The organism is Streptomyces sp. NPDC050988, assembly GCF_044456225.1.
Classification (GTDB): domain Bacteria; phylum Actinomycetota; class Actinomycetes; order Streptomycetales; family Streptomycetaceae; genus Streptomyces.
The window spans coordinates 1-17,960 of sequence record NZ_JBITFQ010000037.1 but is presented as its reverse complement, the minus strand read 5'-3'; the positions used below and the strand labels follow the sequence as shown (position 1 = coordinate 17,960).

At 70.5% G+C, this 17,960-nt stretch carries 12 protein-coding genes; 10 read left to right on the top strand and 2 right to left on the bottom strand.

Annotation, left to right across the window (positions count from 1 at the left end; all coding sequences use genetic code 11):
* The first annotated feature begins 113 nt into the window (after positions 1-113).
* The 4 genes from ACIBEI_RS43110 (at position 114) to ACIBEI_RS43095 (ending at position 5,339) form a co-directional block, all read left to right on the top strand.
* Complete coding sequence (locus ACIBEI_RS43110; RefSeq protein ID WP_398896402.1) at positions 114-725, top strand: hypothetical protein; 612 nt, start codon at positions 114-116, stop codon at positions 723-725.
* 175 nt (positions 726-900) lie between these two features.
* Complete coding sequence (locus ACIBEI_RS43105) at positions 901-1,095, top strand: hypothetical protein (RefSeq protein ID WP_398896401.1); 195 nt, start codon at positions 901-903, stop codon at positions 1,093-1,095.
* Positions 1,096-1,754: 659 nt separating this feature from the next.
* A complete protein-coding gene (locus tag ACIBEI_RS43100) occupies positions 1,755-4,805 on the top strand; it encodes an AAA family ATPase (RefSeq protein WP_398896499.1) in 3,051 nt (1,016 codons plus the stop codon).
* A 174-nt stretch (positions 4,806-4,979) separates the two neighbouring features.
* Complete coding sequence (locus ACIBEI_RS43095) at positions 4,980-5,339, top strand: DUF6191 domain-containing protein (RefSeq protein WP_398896400.1); 360 nt, start codon at positions 4,980-4,982, stop codon at positions 5,337-5,339.
* A 20-nt stretch (positions 5,340-5,359) separates the two neighbouring features.
* Here the strand turns inward: ACIBEI_RS43095 and ACIBEI_RS43090 are convergent, their stop codons facing one another.
* Together ACIBEI_RS43090 and ACIBEI_RS43085 are read right to left on the bottom strand one after the other, a co-directional pair.
* Positions 5,360-6,502: a PQQ-dependent sugar dehydrogenase gene (locus tag ACIBEI_RS43090; protein WP_398896498.1), complete on the bottom strand. Its 1,143-nt coding sequence runs from the start codon at positions 6,500-6,502 to the stop codon at positions 5,360-5,362.
* Positions 6,503-6,691: 189 nt separating this feature from the next.
* Positions 6,692-7,699, bottom strand: coding sequence for an aldo/keto reductase (locus tag ACIBEI_RS43085; protein WP_398896399.1), 1,008 nt, complete (start codon positions 7,697-7,699; stop codon positions 6,692-6,694).
* A gap of 75 nt (positions 7,700-7,774) precedes the next feature.
* On the opposite strand from ACIBEI_RS43085, the gene ACIBEI_RS43080 reads away from it, so the two are divergent.
* The 6 genes from ACIBEI_RS43080 to serA all read left to right on the top strand — a co-directional run bounded on the left by ACIBEI_RS43080 (position 7,775) and on the right by serA (position 17,761).
* Positions 7,775-8,716: a 2-hydroxyacid dehydrogenase gene (locus tag ACIBEI_RS43080; RefSeq protein ID WP_398896398.1), complete on the top strand. Its 942-nt coding sequence runs from the start codon at positions 7,775-7,777 to the stop codon at positions 8,714-8,716.
* Between the two features lie 406 nt (positions 8,717-9,122).
* The gene (locus tag ACIBEI_RS43075; protein WP_398896397.1) at positions 9,123-12,101 is read left to right on the top strand and encodes a putative bifunctional diguanylate cyclase/phosphodiesterase; all 2,979 of its coding nucleotides are present in this window, start codon (positions 9,123-9,125) and stop codon (positions 12,099-12,101) included.
* Positions 12,102-12,340: 239 nt separating this feature from the next.
* On the top strand, positions 12,341-14,197 hold the full coding sequence (locus ACIBEI_RS43070) for an acetolactate synthase large subunit (RefSeq protein ID WP_398896396.1): 1,857 nt from the start codon (positions 12,341-12,343) through the stop codon (positions 14,195-14,197).
* 26 nt (positions 14,198-14,223) lie between these two features.
* Positions 14,224-14,751 carry an acetolactate synthase small subunit gene (ilvN, locus tag ACIBEI_RS43065; protein ID WP_200395719.1) on the top strand — a complete coding sequence of 176 codons (528 nt, stop codon included), beginning with the start codon at positions 14,224-14,226 and terminating at the stop codon, positions 14,749-14,751.
* Positions 14,752-14,881: 130 nt separating this feature from the next.
* Positions 14,882-15,880 carry a ketol-acid reductoisomerase gene (ilvC, locus tag ACIBEI_RS43060; protein ID WP_143640586.1) on the top strand — a complete coding sequence of 333 codons (999 nt, stop codon included), beginning with the start codon at positions 14,882-14,884 and terminating at the stop codon, positions 15,878-15,880.
* 291 nt (positions 15,881-16,171) lie between these two features.
* On the top strand, positions 16,172-17,761 hold the full coding sequence (gene serA, locus ACIBEI_RS43055) for a phosphoglycerate dehydrogenase (RefSeq protein ID WP_398896395.1): 1,590 nt from the start codon (positions 16,172-16,174) through the stop codon (positions 17,759-17,761).
* The last annotated feature ends 199 nt before the right edge of the window (positions 17,762-17,960 follow it).

Sequence of the window (17,960 nt, the reverse complement as noted above, 5' to 3'; positions counted from 1 at the left end):
ACCGTGGTCGGGACGATGGCGTATGGGTGCCGAGTAAGGCGAAAAGCCGCCCGGCGCGTGAGGATCTTGGGATCTTAAAGAAATTCTCAGACAGCGTCCGTACGGTGCGGAGCATGGGAACCAAGACAGAGGACGAAGCCGGAGCCAAGACCGGCACCGAGGCACAGCGCGACGAGGAGGCCGTGAAGCTCAGCAAGGGCGAGGAGACGGCCGCGATCGGGGAGGTCGAGGAGGCCGAGGCCGCCGAGACGGCTGACGACCAGGCCGACTCCGAGGTCCTCGGTGAGGATGAGGACGACGAGGCGGTGGTCGCGGTCGAGCGCGGTTCCGGCGTGGGCCTGGGTGCCGCCGCCGTCGTATCCGCCGGGCTCGGCGTCGTGTCGCTGACCGGCAGCTGGGTCGGCACCATCGCGCAGGCGCGCGACGGGCTGTTCGGCCAGCTGGAGACCGCGCAGAGCGCCGGTGTGGCCGAGCAGATCAAGCAGGTCTACTCCGACTCCTGGAACGCCAACGCGCTGGTCGCCGGGATCTTCGCGCTGACCGCGCTGATCGTCGGCGTCGTGGTGCTGGCCCGGCCCGCGTTCGGCAACCCCGACCGGATTCCGGCGCAGGCCCCGTGGGTCAAGTCGGTCGCCTGGGCGGGTGTCTCGCTCGGTGTCATCGGCCTCCTGCTGGCCGTGCTCAAGTACTCAAACATCCTGCTCGACATGCCGTCCCCGAGCTGACGAACCGCACTTCTGAGGGGCCTTAGTCCCGCCGTAGGCCACCTGCGGCGGAACTAAGGCCCTTCCTGCGCTCAAGATGCGGAACTCTCCCGATGTGGCGCACCCCCCTTGGAGACGAAGGTTGAGGCATCGCAACAGAGCGAGGCCGGAAACAACACTTCACGAGGGGTACGAGATGTTCGAGTACGAGCTCCAGCAGATCCGCACCGCGGAGATGATCCGCGAGGCCGACAACTACCGACTGGTCCGCGAGGCCGTTCGCGGCCGCCGCGCCGCCAGGCGCGAGGCCGAGCGATCCGGCCGCGACGAAGCCGAGGGGCGGGTGCATAGCCGGCACCACCGCAGGTCCCGGTCCGCACGCGTCGCGTGAGCGCCGGCGCGGGGGAGGGCGGCCGCACGGGGGTCGACCGCCCTCACCGGGTCGGCACCACCGTGACCGCCCTCCCGGCCGTGAACACCTACCCCGGAACCACGGGCCCGTCCGCCGCTGCGGGCGGGCCCGAGGTCTTGAGCGGGGTTGACGCGGTGCGTGGGCCCGCGATGGTGAGCGCGGCTGAGGCCGTGGGCAAGCCCGAGGCCGTGGGGAGGTCCGAGGCCGTGGGTGAGCGTGAGGTTGTGGGCGGGTCTGAGGGCGCGGGCGGATTCGGAGCGGTGGGCGTGCCTGAGGGCGCGGGCAGGTTCGGAGCGGTGGGGGAGCCCGAGGCCGTGAGCAGGCGTGTGGGCGTGGGCAGGTCCGAGGTTGTGGGCGGGACCGCGGCCGTCGGCGCCGCAGTCGCGGGCGGGTCCGAGTTCCTCGGTGGGGTCAAGGGCGTGCGCAGGGTCGAGGCTGTGGGCGGGACCGGGACCGGGACCGGGACCGGGATCGGGGCCGGCTCCGGAGCCGGGATCGGGGCCGTGGGCGCCGCAGTCGCGGGCGGGCCCGCGGCCCTCGGTGGGCTCGTGGGCGTGCGCAGGTCCGAGGGCCCGGAGCGGTCCGGAGGTGTGGGGCGGCCCGCGATAACCAGTGCCGTCGTGTCAGAGGGCTGTGCGATGCTCGGCGTTGTGGAGACCAGGTCCGTCAGTCCGGTCTTCGTCGGCAGGGTCGACGAACTGGGCGTGCTGAACGACGCGCTCGCCCGTGCCGCCGCGGGCGAGCCGCAGGCGTTGCTGCTCGGCGGTGAGGCGGGTGTCGGAAAGACCCGGCTCATCGAGGAGTTCGCCACCGCGGCCTGTCGCGAGGGGGCCGTCGTGGCGCTCGGCGGCTGTGTCGAGATCGGCGCCGACGGCCTGCCCTTCGCACCCTTCTCCACCGCGTTGCGCGCCCTGCGCCGCCACCTGCCCGACGAGCTGGCCGCCGCGGCCGCGGGGCAGGAGGAGGAACTGGCCCGGCTGCTGCCCGAGTTGGGCGACACCTCACGCGGGCGGCACGACGAGGACGGCATGGCCCGCCTCTTCGAACTCACCGTCCGGCTGCTGGAGCGCGTCGCCGCCGACCGCCCGGTCGTCGTCCTCCTGGAGGACCTGCACTGGGCCGACGCCTCGACCCGCCACCTCCTCGCCTACCTCTTCCGTACGCTCCGCAGCGGCCGCCTCCTCGTCGTCGCCACCTACCGCGCCGACGACATCCACCGCCGCCACCCGCTGCGCCCACTGCTGGCCGAACTCGACAGGCTGCGCACCGTCCGCCGTATCGAACTGGGCCGGTTCAGCCGCGCCGAGGTCGGCCGCCAGATCGCCGGAATCATTGCCTCCGAACCCGACCCGACCAGGGTCGACGAGATCTTCACGCGCTCCGACGGCAACGCCTTCTTCGTCGAGGAACTGGCCGTGGCCGCCAACGACGGCTGCCGCACCGGCCTGACCGACTCCCTGCGCGATCTGCTCCTCGTCCGCGTCGAGAGCCTGCCCGAGGAGTCCCAACGGGTCGCCCGGATCGTCGCCGAGGGCGGCTCCACCGTGGAGTACCGGCTGCTCGCCGCCGTGGCACGGCTCACCGAGGACGACCTCATCGAGGCACTGCGGGCCGCCGTCGGCGCCAACATCCTGCTCGCGACACCCGACGGGGACGGCTACCGCTTCCGCCATTCCCTGGTGCGCGAGGCCGTCGGCGACGACCTGCTGCCCGGCGAGCGCTCCCGCCTCAACCGCCGGTACGCGGAAGCGCTGGAGGCCGATCCCGCGCTGGTCCCGGCCGACGAGCGCGCCGCCCGCCTGGCCAGCCACTGGTACCACGCGCACGACGCGGCCAAGGCCCTCCCCGCCGTCCTCGACGCCTCCGTCGCGGCCCGCCGCCGGCACGCCTACTCGGAGCAACTGCGGCTCCTGGAGCGGGCGATGGAACTCTGGGACACGGCCCCCGACTCCGTACGCGCCGAACTGCGGCCCGTCGACTACACCGAGGTCTACCCTCCGTGTGGCTGCGACCCGGCCACCACACCGCTGCGCTACCTGGACCTGATGGCCGAAGCAGCCGTCGCGGGCCGGTTCTGTGGGGAGCGCGAGCGTGCCCTGAAGATCACCAAGCGGGCCCTGCACATCCTGGAGGACGAGGACGATCCGCTGCGCGCGGCCTGGTTCTGGATCCAGCGCTCCCGTCTCATCGAGGCGGTGGCCCGCGGCGACGGGTGGAAGGAACTCGCCACCGCCCAGGAACTGGTGCGCGGGCTGCCGCCGTCCGAGGTGCACGCCGACGTCCTCGCCAATGTCGCCAACTGGTCGATGATGCACAGACCGGGACCGGAAGCCCTCCAGGCCGCCGAACGCGCCGTGGAGTACGCCCGGATGGTGGGCGCCCGCGACATCGAGCTGAACGCGCGGCTCACCCTGGGCGGCCTCCTCGTCGAGTCGGGCGACATCGAGGCGGGCCTCGCCGAGGTGCACGAGGTCAAGGAGCGGGCGGGAAAGGTCGGTGCCGCCTATGTGGTGGGCCGCGCCCACGTGAACCTGCCCTCCCACCTGGAGGGCATCGGCCGCTCCCAGGACGCCGTCCGGATCCTTGAGGAAGGCGTCCAACTCGCCCGCAAGTTGGGTCTGTTGGACACCGAGGCCTGGGTGTGGGGCAATCTCGCCGAGTCCCTCTTCTCCCTGGGCCGCTGGGACGAGGCCGGTGCGGCCGGGTTCAACTCGGACCGCGTCGGCCAGAGCGCCAAGCCCCGCGGCTTCCGCACCACCCTCCACGCCCATCTCGCGCGCGCCCGGGGCGACCTCCCCGAGGCCGGCCGCCAACTGGCCGCCGCGCGCGAGCACTTCGGCACCCATGACACCGTGCCCCAGCACGCGCTGCCGCTGACCACCCTCGCGATCGGCATAGCCGCCGCCGAGGGCCGTCTCCTCGACGCCCGTGCCGAACTGGACGAGGCCCTGAGCACCGGCTTCCCGCCGGGCACCCAGCGCTACGCCTGGCCCCTGCTGCTCGCCGCCGCGACCGCTGAGGCCGACGCCCGCGGACTGCCTGTCGCCGAACAGGGCCGCGCCGACGTCCTGGAAAGCCTGCGCAAGGCCGCCAAGTCCCTCACCACGAACGTGCCCGTCTGGCAGGCCCACGAGCACTGGGTGCGAGCCGAACTGCTGCGCGCCGAGGGCCGGGACACCCCGGGTGAGTGGTCCGAGGCGGTCACCGCCTTCGAGCCCCTTGAGCGCCCGTACGAACTCGCCCGGGTGCGGCACCGGCTCGCGGAGTCCCTGCTGGCCTCCGGAGGCGGTGAGGAGGAACGGGACCGCGCCACGGAACTGCTGCGGCTGGCCCGCGCCGTGGCCGACCATCTCGGCGCGCGCCCGCTCGCCGATGCCGTCGCCCTGCTCGCCCAGCGCGCCCGTCTCACCCTCGCCCGCGCTCCCGGGCGGTCCGCCCCCGCTCCCGCCGACCCGGTCGAGGCGCTCGGCCTGACCAGCCGCGAGCGCGACGTCCTCCGCCTGGTCGCCGCCGGCCGCAGCAACCGTCAGATCGCCGAGGAGCTCTTCATCTCCCCGAAGACGGCCAGCGTCCATGTCTCCAACATCCTCGCCAAGCTCAACGTCTCGGGCCGCGGCGAGGCGGCCGCGCTCGCGCACCGGATGCGGCTGTTTCCACCACACCCGGCCGGCACCCGGACGGCCGGGTGAGATCCACGCGCACGGACCCGCACGTGCGGATCCACGCGCACGGACCCGCACGTGCGGATCCACGCGCACGGACCCGCACGCACGGATCGGCGCGGACAGCTCCACCCAGTGGGATCCACGCCGTGAGGTCTACGCTGTAAGAGACCCCGGGGCGAGGGAGGCACTGTGTTCAACATGATCGAGGAGCTTTTCGCACCAGGCCGCAAGCACACCGACGAGGAGCGCAAGCGGCTGGAACTGACCCGCGTCGACCTGAACGACGGGGACCCCGGACGAGGTCCGATAGACCTCGCCTCCGGCAAGGTGGTCGTCCGCCTGCCGACACAGCCCGGGGATGAGCCCGAGCCCGAGTCCAAGCCGGGTCCGGCCGCCACTCCGGACCAGGCTCTGCCCCCGGCTCCGGACCAGACCCCGACTCCGAAGCACTCTCCATCTGGAGGCCAGGCCCCAGCTCCAGAACAGGCCGCGGCTCAGGCTCAGGCCCCAGTTCCGGAGCCATCCCCGGGCCCGGCCCCCGAGGAAGCTCCCGAATAGCTGCCCCTGCTTCGGGTGTCCTACGTGACCTCCAGTTCCAGAATCTTGTCGTCGCCCGACTCCGGGGTCCCCCGGCCGTCCGTCTCGCTCGTCACCAGCCACAGCTTGTTGCCGCCCGCCGAGACCACCGTGCGCAGACGGCCGTAGTCGCCCTCCAGGAAGGCCTGGGGGTCCGCCGACTCCTCCGTGCCGTTGAGCGGGATGCGCCACAGCCGCTTGCCGCGCAGCCCCGCCATCCAGATCGAGCCTTCCGCGTAGGCGATGCCGCTGGGGGAGGCCTCGTCGGTGCTCCACTGGTCGATCGGGTTGTGGTACTTGGAGTCGTCGGACTGGCCCTCCGCATCCGGCCAGCCGTAGTTGTCGCCCGGCTTGATGTGGTTCAGCTCGTCCCAGGTGTCCTGGCCGAACTCGGAGGCGAACAGGCGCTGCTTGGAGTCCCAGGCCAGGCCCTGCACATTGCGGTGGCCGTACGAATAGATCGCCGAGTTGAACGGATTGCCCGGCGCCGGCTCGCCCTCCGGGGTCAACCGGAGGATCTTGCCACCGGTGGACTTCTTGTCCTGGGCCAGCTCGGTCACGTAGGTCTCGCCCGTGCCCACGTACAGCATCTTGTCCGGGCCGAAGGCGATCCGGCCGCCGTTGTGGTTGGTGCCCTTCGGGATGCCCCTGAACACCGTGTCGGGCGCGCCGAGCTGCTGACCGGCCGGCTTCTTCGCGTCGTACAGCATGCGCACGATGCGGTTGTCGGAGTCCGAGGTGAAGTACGCGTAGACCATGTGGTCCGACGCGTACGAAGGAGAGAGGGCCAGGCCCATCAGGCCGCCCTCGCCGGCGGGGGCGACTCCGGGCACGGAGCCCAGCTCGGTCTTCTTGCCGGTCTTCTCGTCGACCCGGGTGATCGTCCCCTCGTCCCGCGAGGACACCAGGAGGCCGCCCTCTGGCAGCGGCGCCAGGCCCCAGGGGGTCTTCAGGCCCTCGGTGACGGTTCGCACGACCTTCACGGAGCCCTTGGCGGGCGGGGTCTCCTCGGCCGTCTGCCCGGAGGCCGGGGCCGAGGCGCCGGGCGCCGAGCTGCTCGGGGAGGTGCTCCCGCCGCCGCCCGACTCCTCCCCGTCCCCCGAGGAGCACCCGGCCGTCACCAGGAGCGTGGCCGCGGCCAACATGGCCGTCACAGCTCGACGTTGCACGATCAGGATCCCTTCGACGCGGCAGGTTCTACTTTTCATACACCGCTCGCGCCTCATGGGTTCCCGATCACCGAACCCCGAAGCGACAAACTCCGAAACGCCGGGCCCGCGCGAACCGTGCCATTAGGTCCCAAGGGCCCCCGATCGGTGCCGGGCGGGACCCTCTCAGTCCCAGGATCCCCGTGCCGAAGGCAGCCCCGCCACCTCCGCGAGATCCTCCGTCGTCAGACGGAGTCCGGCCGCCCCCGCGTTCTCCGCTGCCCAGCACTCCCGCTTGGTCCCCGGCACCGGCACCACGTGCCGCCCCCGCCCGAGCACCCACGCGAGCGCCACCTGCGCGGGAGTGACGGCCGCTCCCTGCGCCGAGTGCCGGGCCGCTATGCGCCGCAGACCGGCGACGATCGGCTGGTTCGCGGCCATCATCTCGGCGGTGAAACGGGGGTGCCGGGCCCGGACGTCGTCGGGTTCGAAGCCCTCGCCGGGAGTGAGCGTCCCGGTCAGGAAGCCGTTGCCGAGCGGCATCGCCGCCAGGAAGCCGACGCCGCGCGCCTCGCACCACGGCAGCAGACCCTCCAGCGCCTCCGGCGACCACACCGACAGCTCGGCCTCCACCGTGCTCACCGGGAAGACCTGCTGCACCCGCTCCAGCTGGCGGATCGTTCCGTCGTGCAGCCGGGCTCCCGAGCGGCGGTGGGAACGCGCGCCCACCGCGCACAGCCCGAGCGCCCGCACCTTGCCTGCCGAGACGAGCTCGGCCATCGCGCCCCATGTCTCCTCGACCGGTATCTCCGGGTCGGCGCGGTGCAGTTGGTACAGGTCGATGACGTCCGTCTGGAGGCGGCGCAGCGAGGCGTCGCACGCCCGCTTCACATAGCCGGGGCGGCCGTTGGCCACGATGTGCTGTTCGCCCACCAGGAGGCCGACCTTGGTCGACACGAAGGCCTCGGAACGCCGCTCCTTCAGCGCCCGCCCCACCAGCAGCTCGTTGGTGAACGGTCCGTACATGTCGGCGGTGTCCAGGAGCGTCGCGCCCCGGTCGAGGGCCGTGTGCACGGTCCGCAGCGACTCGTCGCCCCGCTGCCGCGAACCCGAGTACGCCCAGCTCATCGGCATGCACCCGAGGCCGACAGCCCCCACCTCGAGCGCCGCCGCCCCGATCGTCCTGCGCTCCACCTGGCCGTGCCCTCCCTTTCCTGGCACCCCAAACTAACCTCTGCGTCCCCAGGTGCTTCGCATAGCCTCCTGACCATGACGTACGAAGTGTGGCTTCCGTTTCACCCGGACGACCTCGACGGCCTCCCCGACGGCCCCAATTACCGCTTCTGGGACGGTGAGCAGGACTTTCCCGCCGATCCCGCCGACTGCTCCTTCTATGTCGTGCCCTATATGAAGGGCAGCGACATCTCGGTGCGTCCCCTGGCCGAAATGACGTCCGTCCAGGTCGTGCAGACCCTGTCCGCCGGTATCGACCACGTACAGCCGGGCCTGCAACTGCTTCCCGAGGGCGTGAAGTTGTGCAACGCGCGCGGGGTGCACGACGCGAGCACCGCCGAACTCACCCTCACCCTGATCCTCTCCTCGCTGCGAGGCATCCCCGACTTCGTCCGTGGGCAGGACAGCGAGGAGTGGCGGTCCGGATTCCGTCCCGCGCTCGCGGACAAGTCCGTACTGATCGTCGGCTACGGAGCGGTCGGTTCGGCCATCGAGGACCGGCTCGTTCCCTTCGAGCTCGCGCGGGTGGCGCGCGTCGCGCGCTCCGCACGCGAGACGGCGCGCGGTCCCGTGCATCCGATCAACGCCTTGCCCGAACTTCTCCCGGAGGCCGATGTGGTGGTGCTCATCACGCCCCTCACCGAGCAGACGAAGGGCCTGGCAGGGGCCGAGTTCCTGGCCCGGATGAAGGACGGCGCCCTGCTCGTGAACGTCTCCCGTGGCGGAGTCGTCGACACCAAGGCGCTCCTCGCCGAGCTGGAGAGCGGCCGGATCACGGCCGCCCTGGATGTCACCGATCCCGAGCCGCTGCCCCCGGGGCACCCCTTGTGGCATGCGCCGGGCGTCCTGATCAGCCCCCATGTGGGCGGCCCGACCTCCGCGTTCTTCCCGCGCGCCAAGCGGCTCCTGGGCGACCAGTTGAACCGTTTTGTGAACCGGGAGCCGCTGCGGAACGTGGTCCTTACGACGGGCTCCTAGTCCTCCTCCACCCCCGGCCGCGCCCGGGCGGGGACTCCATCGGGCACCCTCCGCAGTCTTCCGAATGCGGGCCGTGCCCGTATTCCCGCTGGTCGTCACGGAGCGTAGAGAGACTATGTCCCTGAGTGACGAGACTGGTGTATCGTCCCGACAGGGGCTGCGCCGTGCACCGTTCGGCGCCGGGGAGCGACAGACAGCAACAGCGAGGGGGGCGACGGGCGATGCACGGTCTATGGACCAACGATCCGACGCGGCGGGGCCGCCGACGACGACCCTGGCGCGTACCGACGCACAGACGCGGTCACGGCGGCCATCACCACCGAAGGCCCGGCGGTCGCAGGAGGCACGCACATCCGGCACGCCGGGACCAGAGGGACTCGGGGGCGGCACGGTCCGGAGAGACACAGTGAGCTCCCCGGCGGCGCTGCTCGCCCGTCGTCCGGTCCCCGGGGGCGGAGTGGGTGTCGTACCGCAACTCGTGCTGGCCCTGGTGTGCGCGGGATACGCCGTCGGTTCCGCGTTCGGCTGGGGATCTCCCCGACTCGCCCTGATCATGGGCGACTTCGGACTGAGTGCGGCGGCCGCCACCGCGGCCGTCTCCTGCTTCCTCTGTGCCCGCACCCGTCGCAGCCGCTTTCGACCCGCATGGCTGCTCTTCGCGCTCTCCTCCGCCATGGCGGCGGCGGGCAACTTCGTCTGGGGCTGGTACGAGGTCGTACTGGAAGCCCCGGTGCCCAGCCCGAGCTACGCGGACCTGTTCTTCCTGTGCTTCGCACCACCGGCCATCGTGGGACTGCTCGTCCTCGCCAAACGGCCGGTGAGCAAGGCCGGCTGGGTCTGTCTGGGCCTGGACGCCTGGCTGATCGGCGGCTCGCTGCTCACGCTCTCCTGGAGCCTCGCGCTCGCCCAGGCGGCGAAGGCGGAGGGTCCGAGCGTCCCGCACACCGCGCTGTCGCTCGCGTATCCACTGCTGGACATCGCCCTGGTGAGCATGGTGCTCGCACTGCACTTCAGGCGCTCGGCCGTGAACCGCTCCGCGGTGAACACCGCGATCGGCGCCCTGGCCCTGACGGTCATGTGCGACGCCCTGTTCACCTCACCGCTGATGCACAACGACTACCGTTCCGGGCAACTGCTCGACGCCGGCTGGTTCGCCGGATCACTACTGCTCGCGTACGCCCCCTGGGTGGGGCAACGACGCGGACACACGGAAGAAGAGGGGCACACGCGCGTGGTGTACGGCTACGTGCCCGGGCCCCAACAGGGACAAGCGGCACACGTGCCCCTCCAGGAAGGAGGTCACAGTCGGTATCCGGCCAGCCGGCCCATCAGCAGTTCACTGGCGGCACTCACTCCCTACCTGGCCGCCGCCGTCTGCACACTCGGCATCCTCTACAACGTGCTCAACGGCCGCAGCGTCGACCGCGTGGTGCTCGTCACCGGCGGCACGGTCGTGCTCGCCCTCGTCGTGCGCCAGGGCATCATGCTCCTCGACAACATCACCCTCACCCAGGAACTGGCGCAGAAGGAGAACCACTTCCGCTCCCTGGTGCAGGGCTCCAGCGACGTCATCATGATCGCCGCCCCGAACGGCATCCTCCGGTACGTCAGCCCGGCCGCGGCCGGGGTCTACGGACGGCCCGCCGAGGAACTCGTCGGCTCCGAGCTCGCCTCGCTGATCCACCCGGAGGACCTGGGCTGCGTGGTGCACGAGGTGCGCCGCTTCCTCGCCGCCAGCCCCGGCGAGGAACCCACCACCCGCATCGAGTGCCGCTTCAAGTCCGGCGGCGGAGGAGGCTCCGGCGGTGGGGGAGGCTGGCTCAACGTCGAGTCGACCGTCAACCGCCACCACGGCGGCCTCATCTTCAACAGCCGTGACGTGACCGAACGGGTCCGCCTCCAGGCGCAGCTGCAGCACAACGCCGAGCACGACCCGCTCACCGACCTGCCCAACCGCGCCCTGTTCACCAAGCGCGTCGGACAGGCGCTTTCCGGCCGCCGTTCCTCCGACCGCGGCACCGCGGTCCTCTTCATCGACCTCGACGGCTTCAAGGCCGTCAACGACACCATCGGGCACCAGGCCGGCGACGAACTGCTCGTCCAGGCCGCCCGCAGACTCCAGGACGCCGTCCGGCAGAGCGACACCGCCTCCCGTCTCGGCGGCGACGAGTTCGCGGCCCTGATCGTCGGCGACGGCGGCCGCGACCGCACCGCGCGCGAGCACCAGATCTTCGAACTCGCCGACCGGCTGCGCGTGACCCTCTCGCAGCCGTACACCATCGACGGCAACGATGTCCGGGTCGCCGCCTCCATCGGTGTCGCCTTCTCCGAGCCCGGCCTCGGCGCGGGCGAACTGCTGCGCAACGCGGACCTCGCGATGTACCGGGCGAAGGCCGCGGGCAAGGGCCGTGTCGAGCTGTACGCGCCGCAGATGCAGCAGGACGTCGTACGGAAGGCCCAGCTCGCCACCAGGCTGCGGGCCGCCCTGCACGACGGCGAGTTCGCGCTGCTGCACCAGCCCGTGGTGTCCCTGGACACCGGCCGGATCACGGCGGTCGCGGCCCAGGCGCGCTGGCGCTCGGCCCAGGGCGTGCTGTTCACCCCCGCCGAGTTCCTGCGCGTCGCGGAGGACAGCGACCGCACCGCCGAGCTGGGCCGCTGGATGCTGGAGGAGGCCGTCGAACAGGCCGCCGAGCGTGCCGCCACGGGGCTCGCCGTGCCCGTCGCCGTCCGGATGACCGCCCGCAGGCTCCTCGACCGGTCCATGCCCCTCGGCTCCGTCGAGGCCCTGCTGACCCGGCACGGCCTGCCGTCCGGTGCCCTCGTCATCGAACTGGCCGAAACCGATCCCAAGATCTCCCTCGACGAGCTGGAGCGCCGCCTCAACGCGCTCAGGCGGCTGGGCGTCCGGATCGCCCTGGACGGCTTCGGCAACGGCTACGCCACGATCACCGCACTGCGCCGCCTCCCCGTCGACGTACTGAAACTGGACCGCGGTCTGGTGGAGGGTGTCGTCGAGTCCGCCCGGCTCCACAAGATCACCAGCGGGGTGCTGCGTATCGCGAACGACCTGGGCCTGCAGACCGTGGCCGCCGGAGTGGACCTGCCCGAGCAGGTCATCGCCCTGCGCTCGATGGGCTGCACCCACGGACAGGGCAACGCGTTCTCCGGACCGCTGGACGAGTACCGACTGCGCCGCGCCCTCGCGGCCGGCGCCTACCCCGTGCCCCACGGCCCCGTCGAACCGATCTTCGTGGGAGGTGGCAGCAGCGGTGTCTACGCAGGTGGGAGTACGAGTGCGTACGTGGCCGGAGTGTCCTCGGCCGCGTACGGAACCGGTACGGCCCTTCGCTCACATGATGAGACTCCCGTCCCACCCACTTGACACGCACTGCGTGCCGGGGGGAGGGTCTGTGCCATGCGCACCCGAATTCTCGTACTTGGAAAGCGCGTCGGCTGAGCTGGGAAGCACCGGATCGATGACCCGGAACTCCCAGCGACCGCACCCGGCGCGCTCCCCTCGCTTGCCTCACGGCACGAGGGGTTTTTTGTTGCACAGGTGCAGGCCGAGCAGCAACTGAACACCGCACAAACCTCGCAAAAACCCTCAGCATCGAGAAGAGAATGCCGATGACCGAGCAGGCCACCGGGGCCCACCACCCGCAGCCGCGGCCCCGTTCCGGAGGACAGCAGTCCGCCCCCGAGCAGGTGACGGGAGCGCAGTCCCTCATCCGTTCTCTCGAGGAGGTCGGGGCCGAGACGGTATTCGGCATTCCCGGCGGTGCGATCCTTCCGGCCTACGACCCGCTGATGGACTCCCGGCGGGTGCGCCACGTGCTCGTCCGCCACGAGCAGGGCGCGGGCCACGCGGCCACCGGCTACGCGCAGGCCACCGGCAAGGTCGGCGTCTGCATGGCGACCAGCGGCCCCGGCGCCACCAACCTGGTGACGCCGATCGCCGACGCACACATGGACTCGGTGCCGCTCGTGGCGATCACCGGGCAGGTCGCGTCCAAGGCGATCGGTACGGACGCCTTCCAGGAGGCGGACATCGTCGGCATCACGATGCCGATCACCAAGCACAACTTCCTCGTCACCAAGGCCGAGGACATCCCGCGGACGATCGCGGAGGCCTTCCACATCGCCTCCACCGGCCGCCCGGGCCCCGTCCTCGTCGACATCGCCAAGGACGCCCTCCAGGCGCGCACCACCTTCCAGTGGCCGCCCGCCCAGGACCTGCCCGGCTACCGCCCGGTGACCAAGCCGCACGCCAAGCAGATCCGCGAGGCCGCCCGGCTGATCACCCAGGCCAAGCGGCCCGTCCTGTACGTCGGCGGCGGCGTCATCAAGGCCGGGGCCACCGCCGAGCTGAAGGTCCTCGCAGAACTCACCGGAGCGCCCGTCACCACCACACTGATGGCGCTCGGCGCATTCCCCGACAGTCACGAGCTGCACGTGGGAATGCCGGGCATGCACGGTGCGGTCACCGCCGTCACCGCGCTGCAGAAGGCCGACCTGATCGTCGCCCTCGGAGCCCGCTTCGACGACCGCGTCACCGGCAAGCTGTCCAGCTTCGCCCCGTACGCGAAGATCGTCCACGCCGACATCGACCCGGCCGAGATCGGCAAGAACCGTGCCGCCGACGTGCCGATCGTCGGTGACGCCCGCGAGGTCCTCGCCGACCTGGTGCAGGCGGTGCAGAAGGAGCACAGCGAGGGACACCGGGGCGACTACACCGCCTGGTGGAAGGACCTCAACCGCTGGCGAGAGACGTACCCCCTGGGCTACGACCAGCCGGACAACGGCTCGCTCTCGCCCCAGCAGGTCATCGAGCGCATCGGACAGCTCGCCCCGGAGGGCACGATCTTCGCGGCGGGCGTCGGCCAGCACCAGATGTGGGCCGCGCACTACATCCAGTACGAGAAGCCCGCGACCTGGCTGAACTCGGGCGGTGCCGGGACGATGGGGTACGCGGTCCCGGCCGCGATGGGTGCCAAGGCCGGCGCCCCGGACCGTACGGTCTGGGCGATCGACGGCGACGGCTGCTTCCAGATGACCAATCAGGAGCTCACTACCTGCGCCCTGAACAACATCCCGATCAAGGTCGCCATCATCAACAACGGCGCCCTCGGGATGGTCCGCCAGTGGCAGACCCTCTTCTACAACCAGCGGTACTCCAACACCGTGCTGCACTCCGGCCCCGACGCCGACGGCAAGCAGCCGAGCGCCGGCACCCGCGTCCCCGACTTCGTGAAGCTGTCGGAGGCCATGGGCTGCTACGCGATCCGCTGCGAGTCCGCGGACGACCTGGACAAGGTCATCGAAGAGGCGAACTCGGTCAACGACCGTCCCGTCGTGATCGACTTCATCGTCCACGAGGACGCCATGGTGTGGCCGATGGTCGCCGCCGGCACCTCGAACGACGAGATCCTGGCCGCCCGGGACGTCCGCCCCGACTTCGGCGACAACGAAGACGACTGAGAGCCGTAGGTAAAGGAAGCAGACCCATGTCCAAGCACACGCTCTCCGTCCTGGTGGAGAACAAGCCCGGTGTCCTCGCCCGGATCACGGCCCTGTTCTCCCGGCGCGGCTTCAACATCGACTCGCTCGCCGTCGGCGTCACCGAGCACCCCGACATCTCGCGCATCACGATCGTGGTGAACGTGATCGAGGAACTGCCGCTCGAACAGGTCACCAAGCAGCTCAACAAGCTCGTCAACGTCCTGAAGATCGTCGAACTGGAGCCGTCCGCGGCCGTTCAGCGCGAACTCGTTCTGGTGAAGGTGCGCGCCGACAACGAGACGCGCTCCCAGATCGTCGAGATCGTCCAGCTGTTCCGCGCCAAGACCGTGGACGTCTCCCCGGAGGCCGTCACCATCGAGGCCACCGGCGGCAGCGAGAAGCTGGAGGCCATGCTCAAGATGCTGGAGCCGTTCGGCATCAAGGAGCTCGTCCAGTCCGGCACGATCGCCATCGGCCGCGGCGCCCGGTCGATCACCGACCGTTCGCTGCGCGCCCTCGACCGGTCCGCGTAAGCCTCGTACGACTTCACGTACGACCCGTACGTGAAGTCGTACGCGCCCGTATTCCGAGACCCCGAAACCTCCCTTTCCCCTCCCGCCGTACGGTGGGACGCAACACCCAGCACACATAGGAGAGAACCCAGTGGCCGAGCTGTTCTACGACGACGACGCCGACCTGTCCATCATCCAGGGCCGCAAGGTCGCGGTCATCGGCTACGGCAGCCAGGGCCACGCCCACGCGCTGTCGCTCCGTGACTCGGGTGTCGACGTCAGGGTCGGTCTGCACGAGGGCTCCAAGTCCAAGGCGAAGGCCGAGGAGCAGGGCCTGCGCGTGGTGACCCCGTCGGAGGCCGCCGCCGAGGCCGACGTCATCATGATTCTCGTCCCGGACCCGATCCAGGCCCAGGTGTACGAGGAGTCCATCAAGGACAACCTCAACGACGGCGACGCGCTGTTCTTCGGCCACGGCCTGAACATCCGCTTCGGCTTCATCAAGCCCCCGGCCGGCATCGACGTCTGCATGGTCGCCCCGAAGGGCCCGGGCCACCTGGTCCGCCGCCAGTACGAGGAGGGCCGCGGCGTTCCGTGTATCGCGGCCGTCGAGCAGGACGCGACCGGCAACGGCTTCCCGCTGGCGCTCTCGTACGCCAAGGGCATCGGTGGCACGCGTGCGGGCGTCATCAAGACGACCTTCACCGAGGAGACCGAGACCGACCTGTTCGGTGAGCAGGCCGTTCTCTGCGGTGGTACGGCCGCGCTGGTCAAGGCCGGTTTCGAGACGCTGACCGAGGCCGGCTACCAGCCGGAGATCGCGTACTTCGAGTGCCTCCACGAGCTGAAGCTGATCGTGGACCTCATGTACGAGGGCGGCCTGGAGAAGATGCGCTGGTCGGTCTCCGAGACCGCCGAGTGGGGCGACTACATCACCGGCCCCCGCATCATCACGGACGCCACCAAGGCCGAGATGAAGAAGGTCCTGGGCGAGATCCAGGACGGCACGTTCGCCCAGCAGTGGATGGACGAGTACCACGGCGGTCTGAAGAAGTACAACGAGTACAAGCAGCAGGACGCCGAGTCTCTCCTGGAGACCACCGGCAAGGAGCTGCGCAAGCTGATGTCGTGGGTCAACGACGACGAGTGACTCCGTCGGTTCGGCCGTGGTGTCGGGGCTGCCCGGCACCACGGCCTGACCGCCTGCCTCGGGCCACGCCTCGGGGCTCCGCCCCGGACCCCGCTCCTCAAACGCCGGAGGGGCTGAAATTCACGTCCGGGTGATCCTTCTGTGGAGGCGTAAGACGACCTCCGTTGCGGCACTAGACTGCTCCACTAAATACGCGTCGGGCCCACAGCGTCGTGCGTCTTCCACGCGGCAACCCCTCCACCGCATGCGGCCGTCGGGACGGCCGTCCGCATTGGACCTGTGAGGACTCACGTGAGCTCGAAACCTGTCGTACTCATCGCTGAAGAGCTGTCGCCCGCGACCGTCGACGCCCTGGGCCCGGACTTCGAGATCCGGCACGCGAACGGCGCGGACCGCGCCGAACTGCTGCCCGCCATCGCCGAGGTCGACGCGATCCTGATCCGTTCCGCGACGAAGGTCGATGCCGAGGCCATCGCCGCCGCGGGCAAGCTGAAGGTCGTCGCACGAGCCGGCGTCGGCCTGGACAACGTCGACGTCTCCGCCGCCACCAAGGCCGGCGTGATGGTCGTCAACGCCCCCACCTCGAACATCGTGACCGCCGCAGAGCTGGCCTGTGGCCTGCTCCTGGCAACCGCTCGCCACATCCCGCAGGCCAACACCGCGCTCAAGAACGGTGAGTGGAAGCGCTCCAAGTACACCGGCGTCGAGCTGGCGGAGAAGACCCTCGGTGTCGTGGGTCTGGGCCGCATCGGCGCCCTCGTCGCCCAGCGCATGTCGGCCTTCGGCATGAAGGTCGTCGCCTACGACCCGTACGTACAGCCCGCGCGGGCCGCGCAGATGGGCGTCAAGGTCCTGTCGCTGGACGAGCTGCTCGAGGTCTCCGACTTCATCACCGTGCACCTGCCCAAGACGCCCGAGACCGTCGGTCTCATCGGCGACGAGGCGCTGCACAAGGTCAAGCCGTCGGTGCGGATCGTCAATGCCGCGCGCGGCGGGATCGTCGACGAGGCCGCGCTGTACTCCGCGCTCAAGGAGGGCCGCGTCGCCGGCGCCGGCCTCGACGTGTACGCGAAGGAGCCCTGCACGGACTCCCCGCTCTTCGAGCTCGACGAGGTCGTCTGCACCCCGCACCTCGGTGCCTCCACGGACGAGGCGCAGGAGAAGGCCGGTATCTCCGTCGCCCGCTCGGTGCGCCTCGCGCTCGCCGGTGAGCTGGTCCCGGACGCGGTGAACGTCCAGGGCGGCGTCATCGCCGAGGACGTCAAGCCGGGTCTGCCGCTCGCCGAGAAGCTCGGCCGCATCTTCACCGCCCTCGCGGGCGAGGTCGCGGTCCGCCTCGACGTCGAGGTGTACGGCGAGATCACCCAGCACGACGTCAAGGTGCTCGAACTCTCCGCGCTCAAGGGCGTGTTCGAGGACGTCGTCGACGAGACCGTGTCGTACGTGAACGCTCCGCTGTTCGCGCAGGAGCGCGGTGTCGAGGTGCGGCTGACCACGAGCTCGGAGTCCTCGGACCACCGGAACGTGGTGACCGTGCGCGGCACCCTCGGTGACGGCCAGGAGGTCTCGGTCTCCGGCACGCTCGCCGGCCCCAAGCACCACCAGAAGATCGTCGCGGTCGGCGAGTACGACGTGGATCTGGCGCTCGCCGACCACATGGTCGTCCTCAACTACACCGACCGTCCCGGTGTCGTCGGCACCCTCGGCCGGATCCTCGGCGAGGCGGGCATCAACATCGCGGGTATGCAGGTTGCCCGGGCGGACGTTGGTGGCGAGGCGCTTGCAGTGCTGACCGTGGATGACACGGTGCCGCAGACTGTGTTGACTGAGCTGGCCGAGGAGATCGGAGCCACGCAGGCCCGGTCGGTCAACCTCGTGTGAGGATGCCCGCCACTGAGGGCTGCCGCCCCCAGGCCCCCGCATCGCGCTGACGCGCTCGTCCTCAAACGCCGGACGGGCTGAGAGCTTTTTGGCTGCGGGTTGGGTGTGGCTGGTCGCGCAGTTCCTCGCGCCCCTAAAAGCCAAAAGATTGCGCAGTTCCCCGCGCCCCTGAAAAGGGGCGCGGGGAACTGCGCAATCT

What these genes read in the sequence shown, in the direction of transcription:
- ACIBEI_RS43110 (WP_398896402.1), top strand. Translation starts at nt 114, where the DNA reads ATGGGAACCAAGACAGAGGACGAAGCCGGAGCCAAGACCGGCACCGAG.
- ACIBEI_RS43105 (WP_398896401.1), top strand. Translation starts at nt 901, where the DNA reads ATGTTCGAGTACGAGCTCCAGCAGATCCGCACCGCGGAGATGATCCGC.
- ACIBEI_RS43100 (WP_398896499.1), top strand. Translation starts at nt 1,755, where the DNA reads ATGCTCGGCGTTGTGGAGACCAGGTCCGTCAGTCCGGTCTTCGTCGGC.
- ACIBEI_RS43095 (WP_398896400.1), top strand. Translation starts at nt 4,980, where the DNA reads ATGATCGAGGAGCTTTTCGCACCAGGCCGCAAGCACACCGACGAGGAG.
- ACIBEI_RS43090 (WP_398896498.1), bottom strand. Translation starts at nt 6,502, where the DNA reads ATGTTGGCCGCGGCCACGCTCCTGGTGACGGCCGGGTGCTCCTCGGGG.
- ACIBEI_RS43080 (WP_398896398.1), top strand. Translation starts at nt 7,775, where the DNA reads ATGACGTACGAAGTGTGGCTTCCGTTTCACCCGGACGACCTCGACGGC.
- ACIBEI_RS43070 (WP_398896396.1), top strand. Translation starts at nt 12,341, where the DNA reads ATGCCGATGACCGAGCAGGCCACCGGGGCCCACCACCCGCAGCCGCGG.
- ilvN (WP_200395719.1), top strand. Translation starts at nt 14,224, where the DNA reads ATGTCCAAGCACACGCTCTCCGTCCTGGTGGAGAACAAGCCCGGTGTC.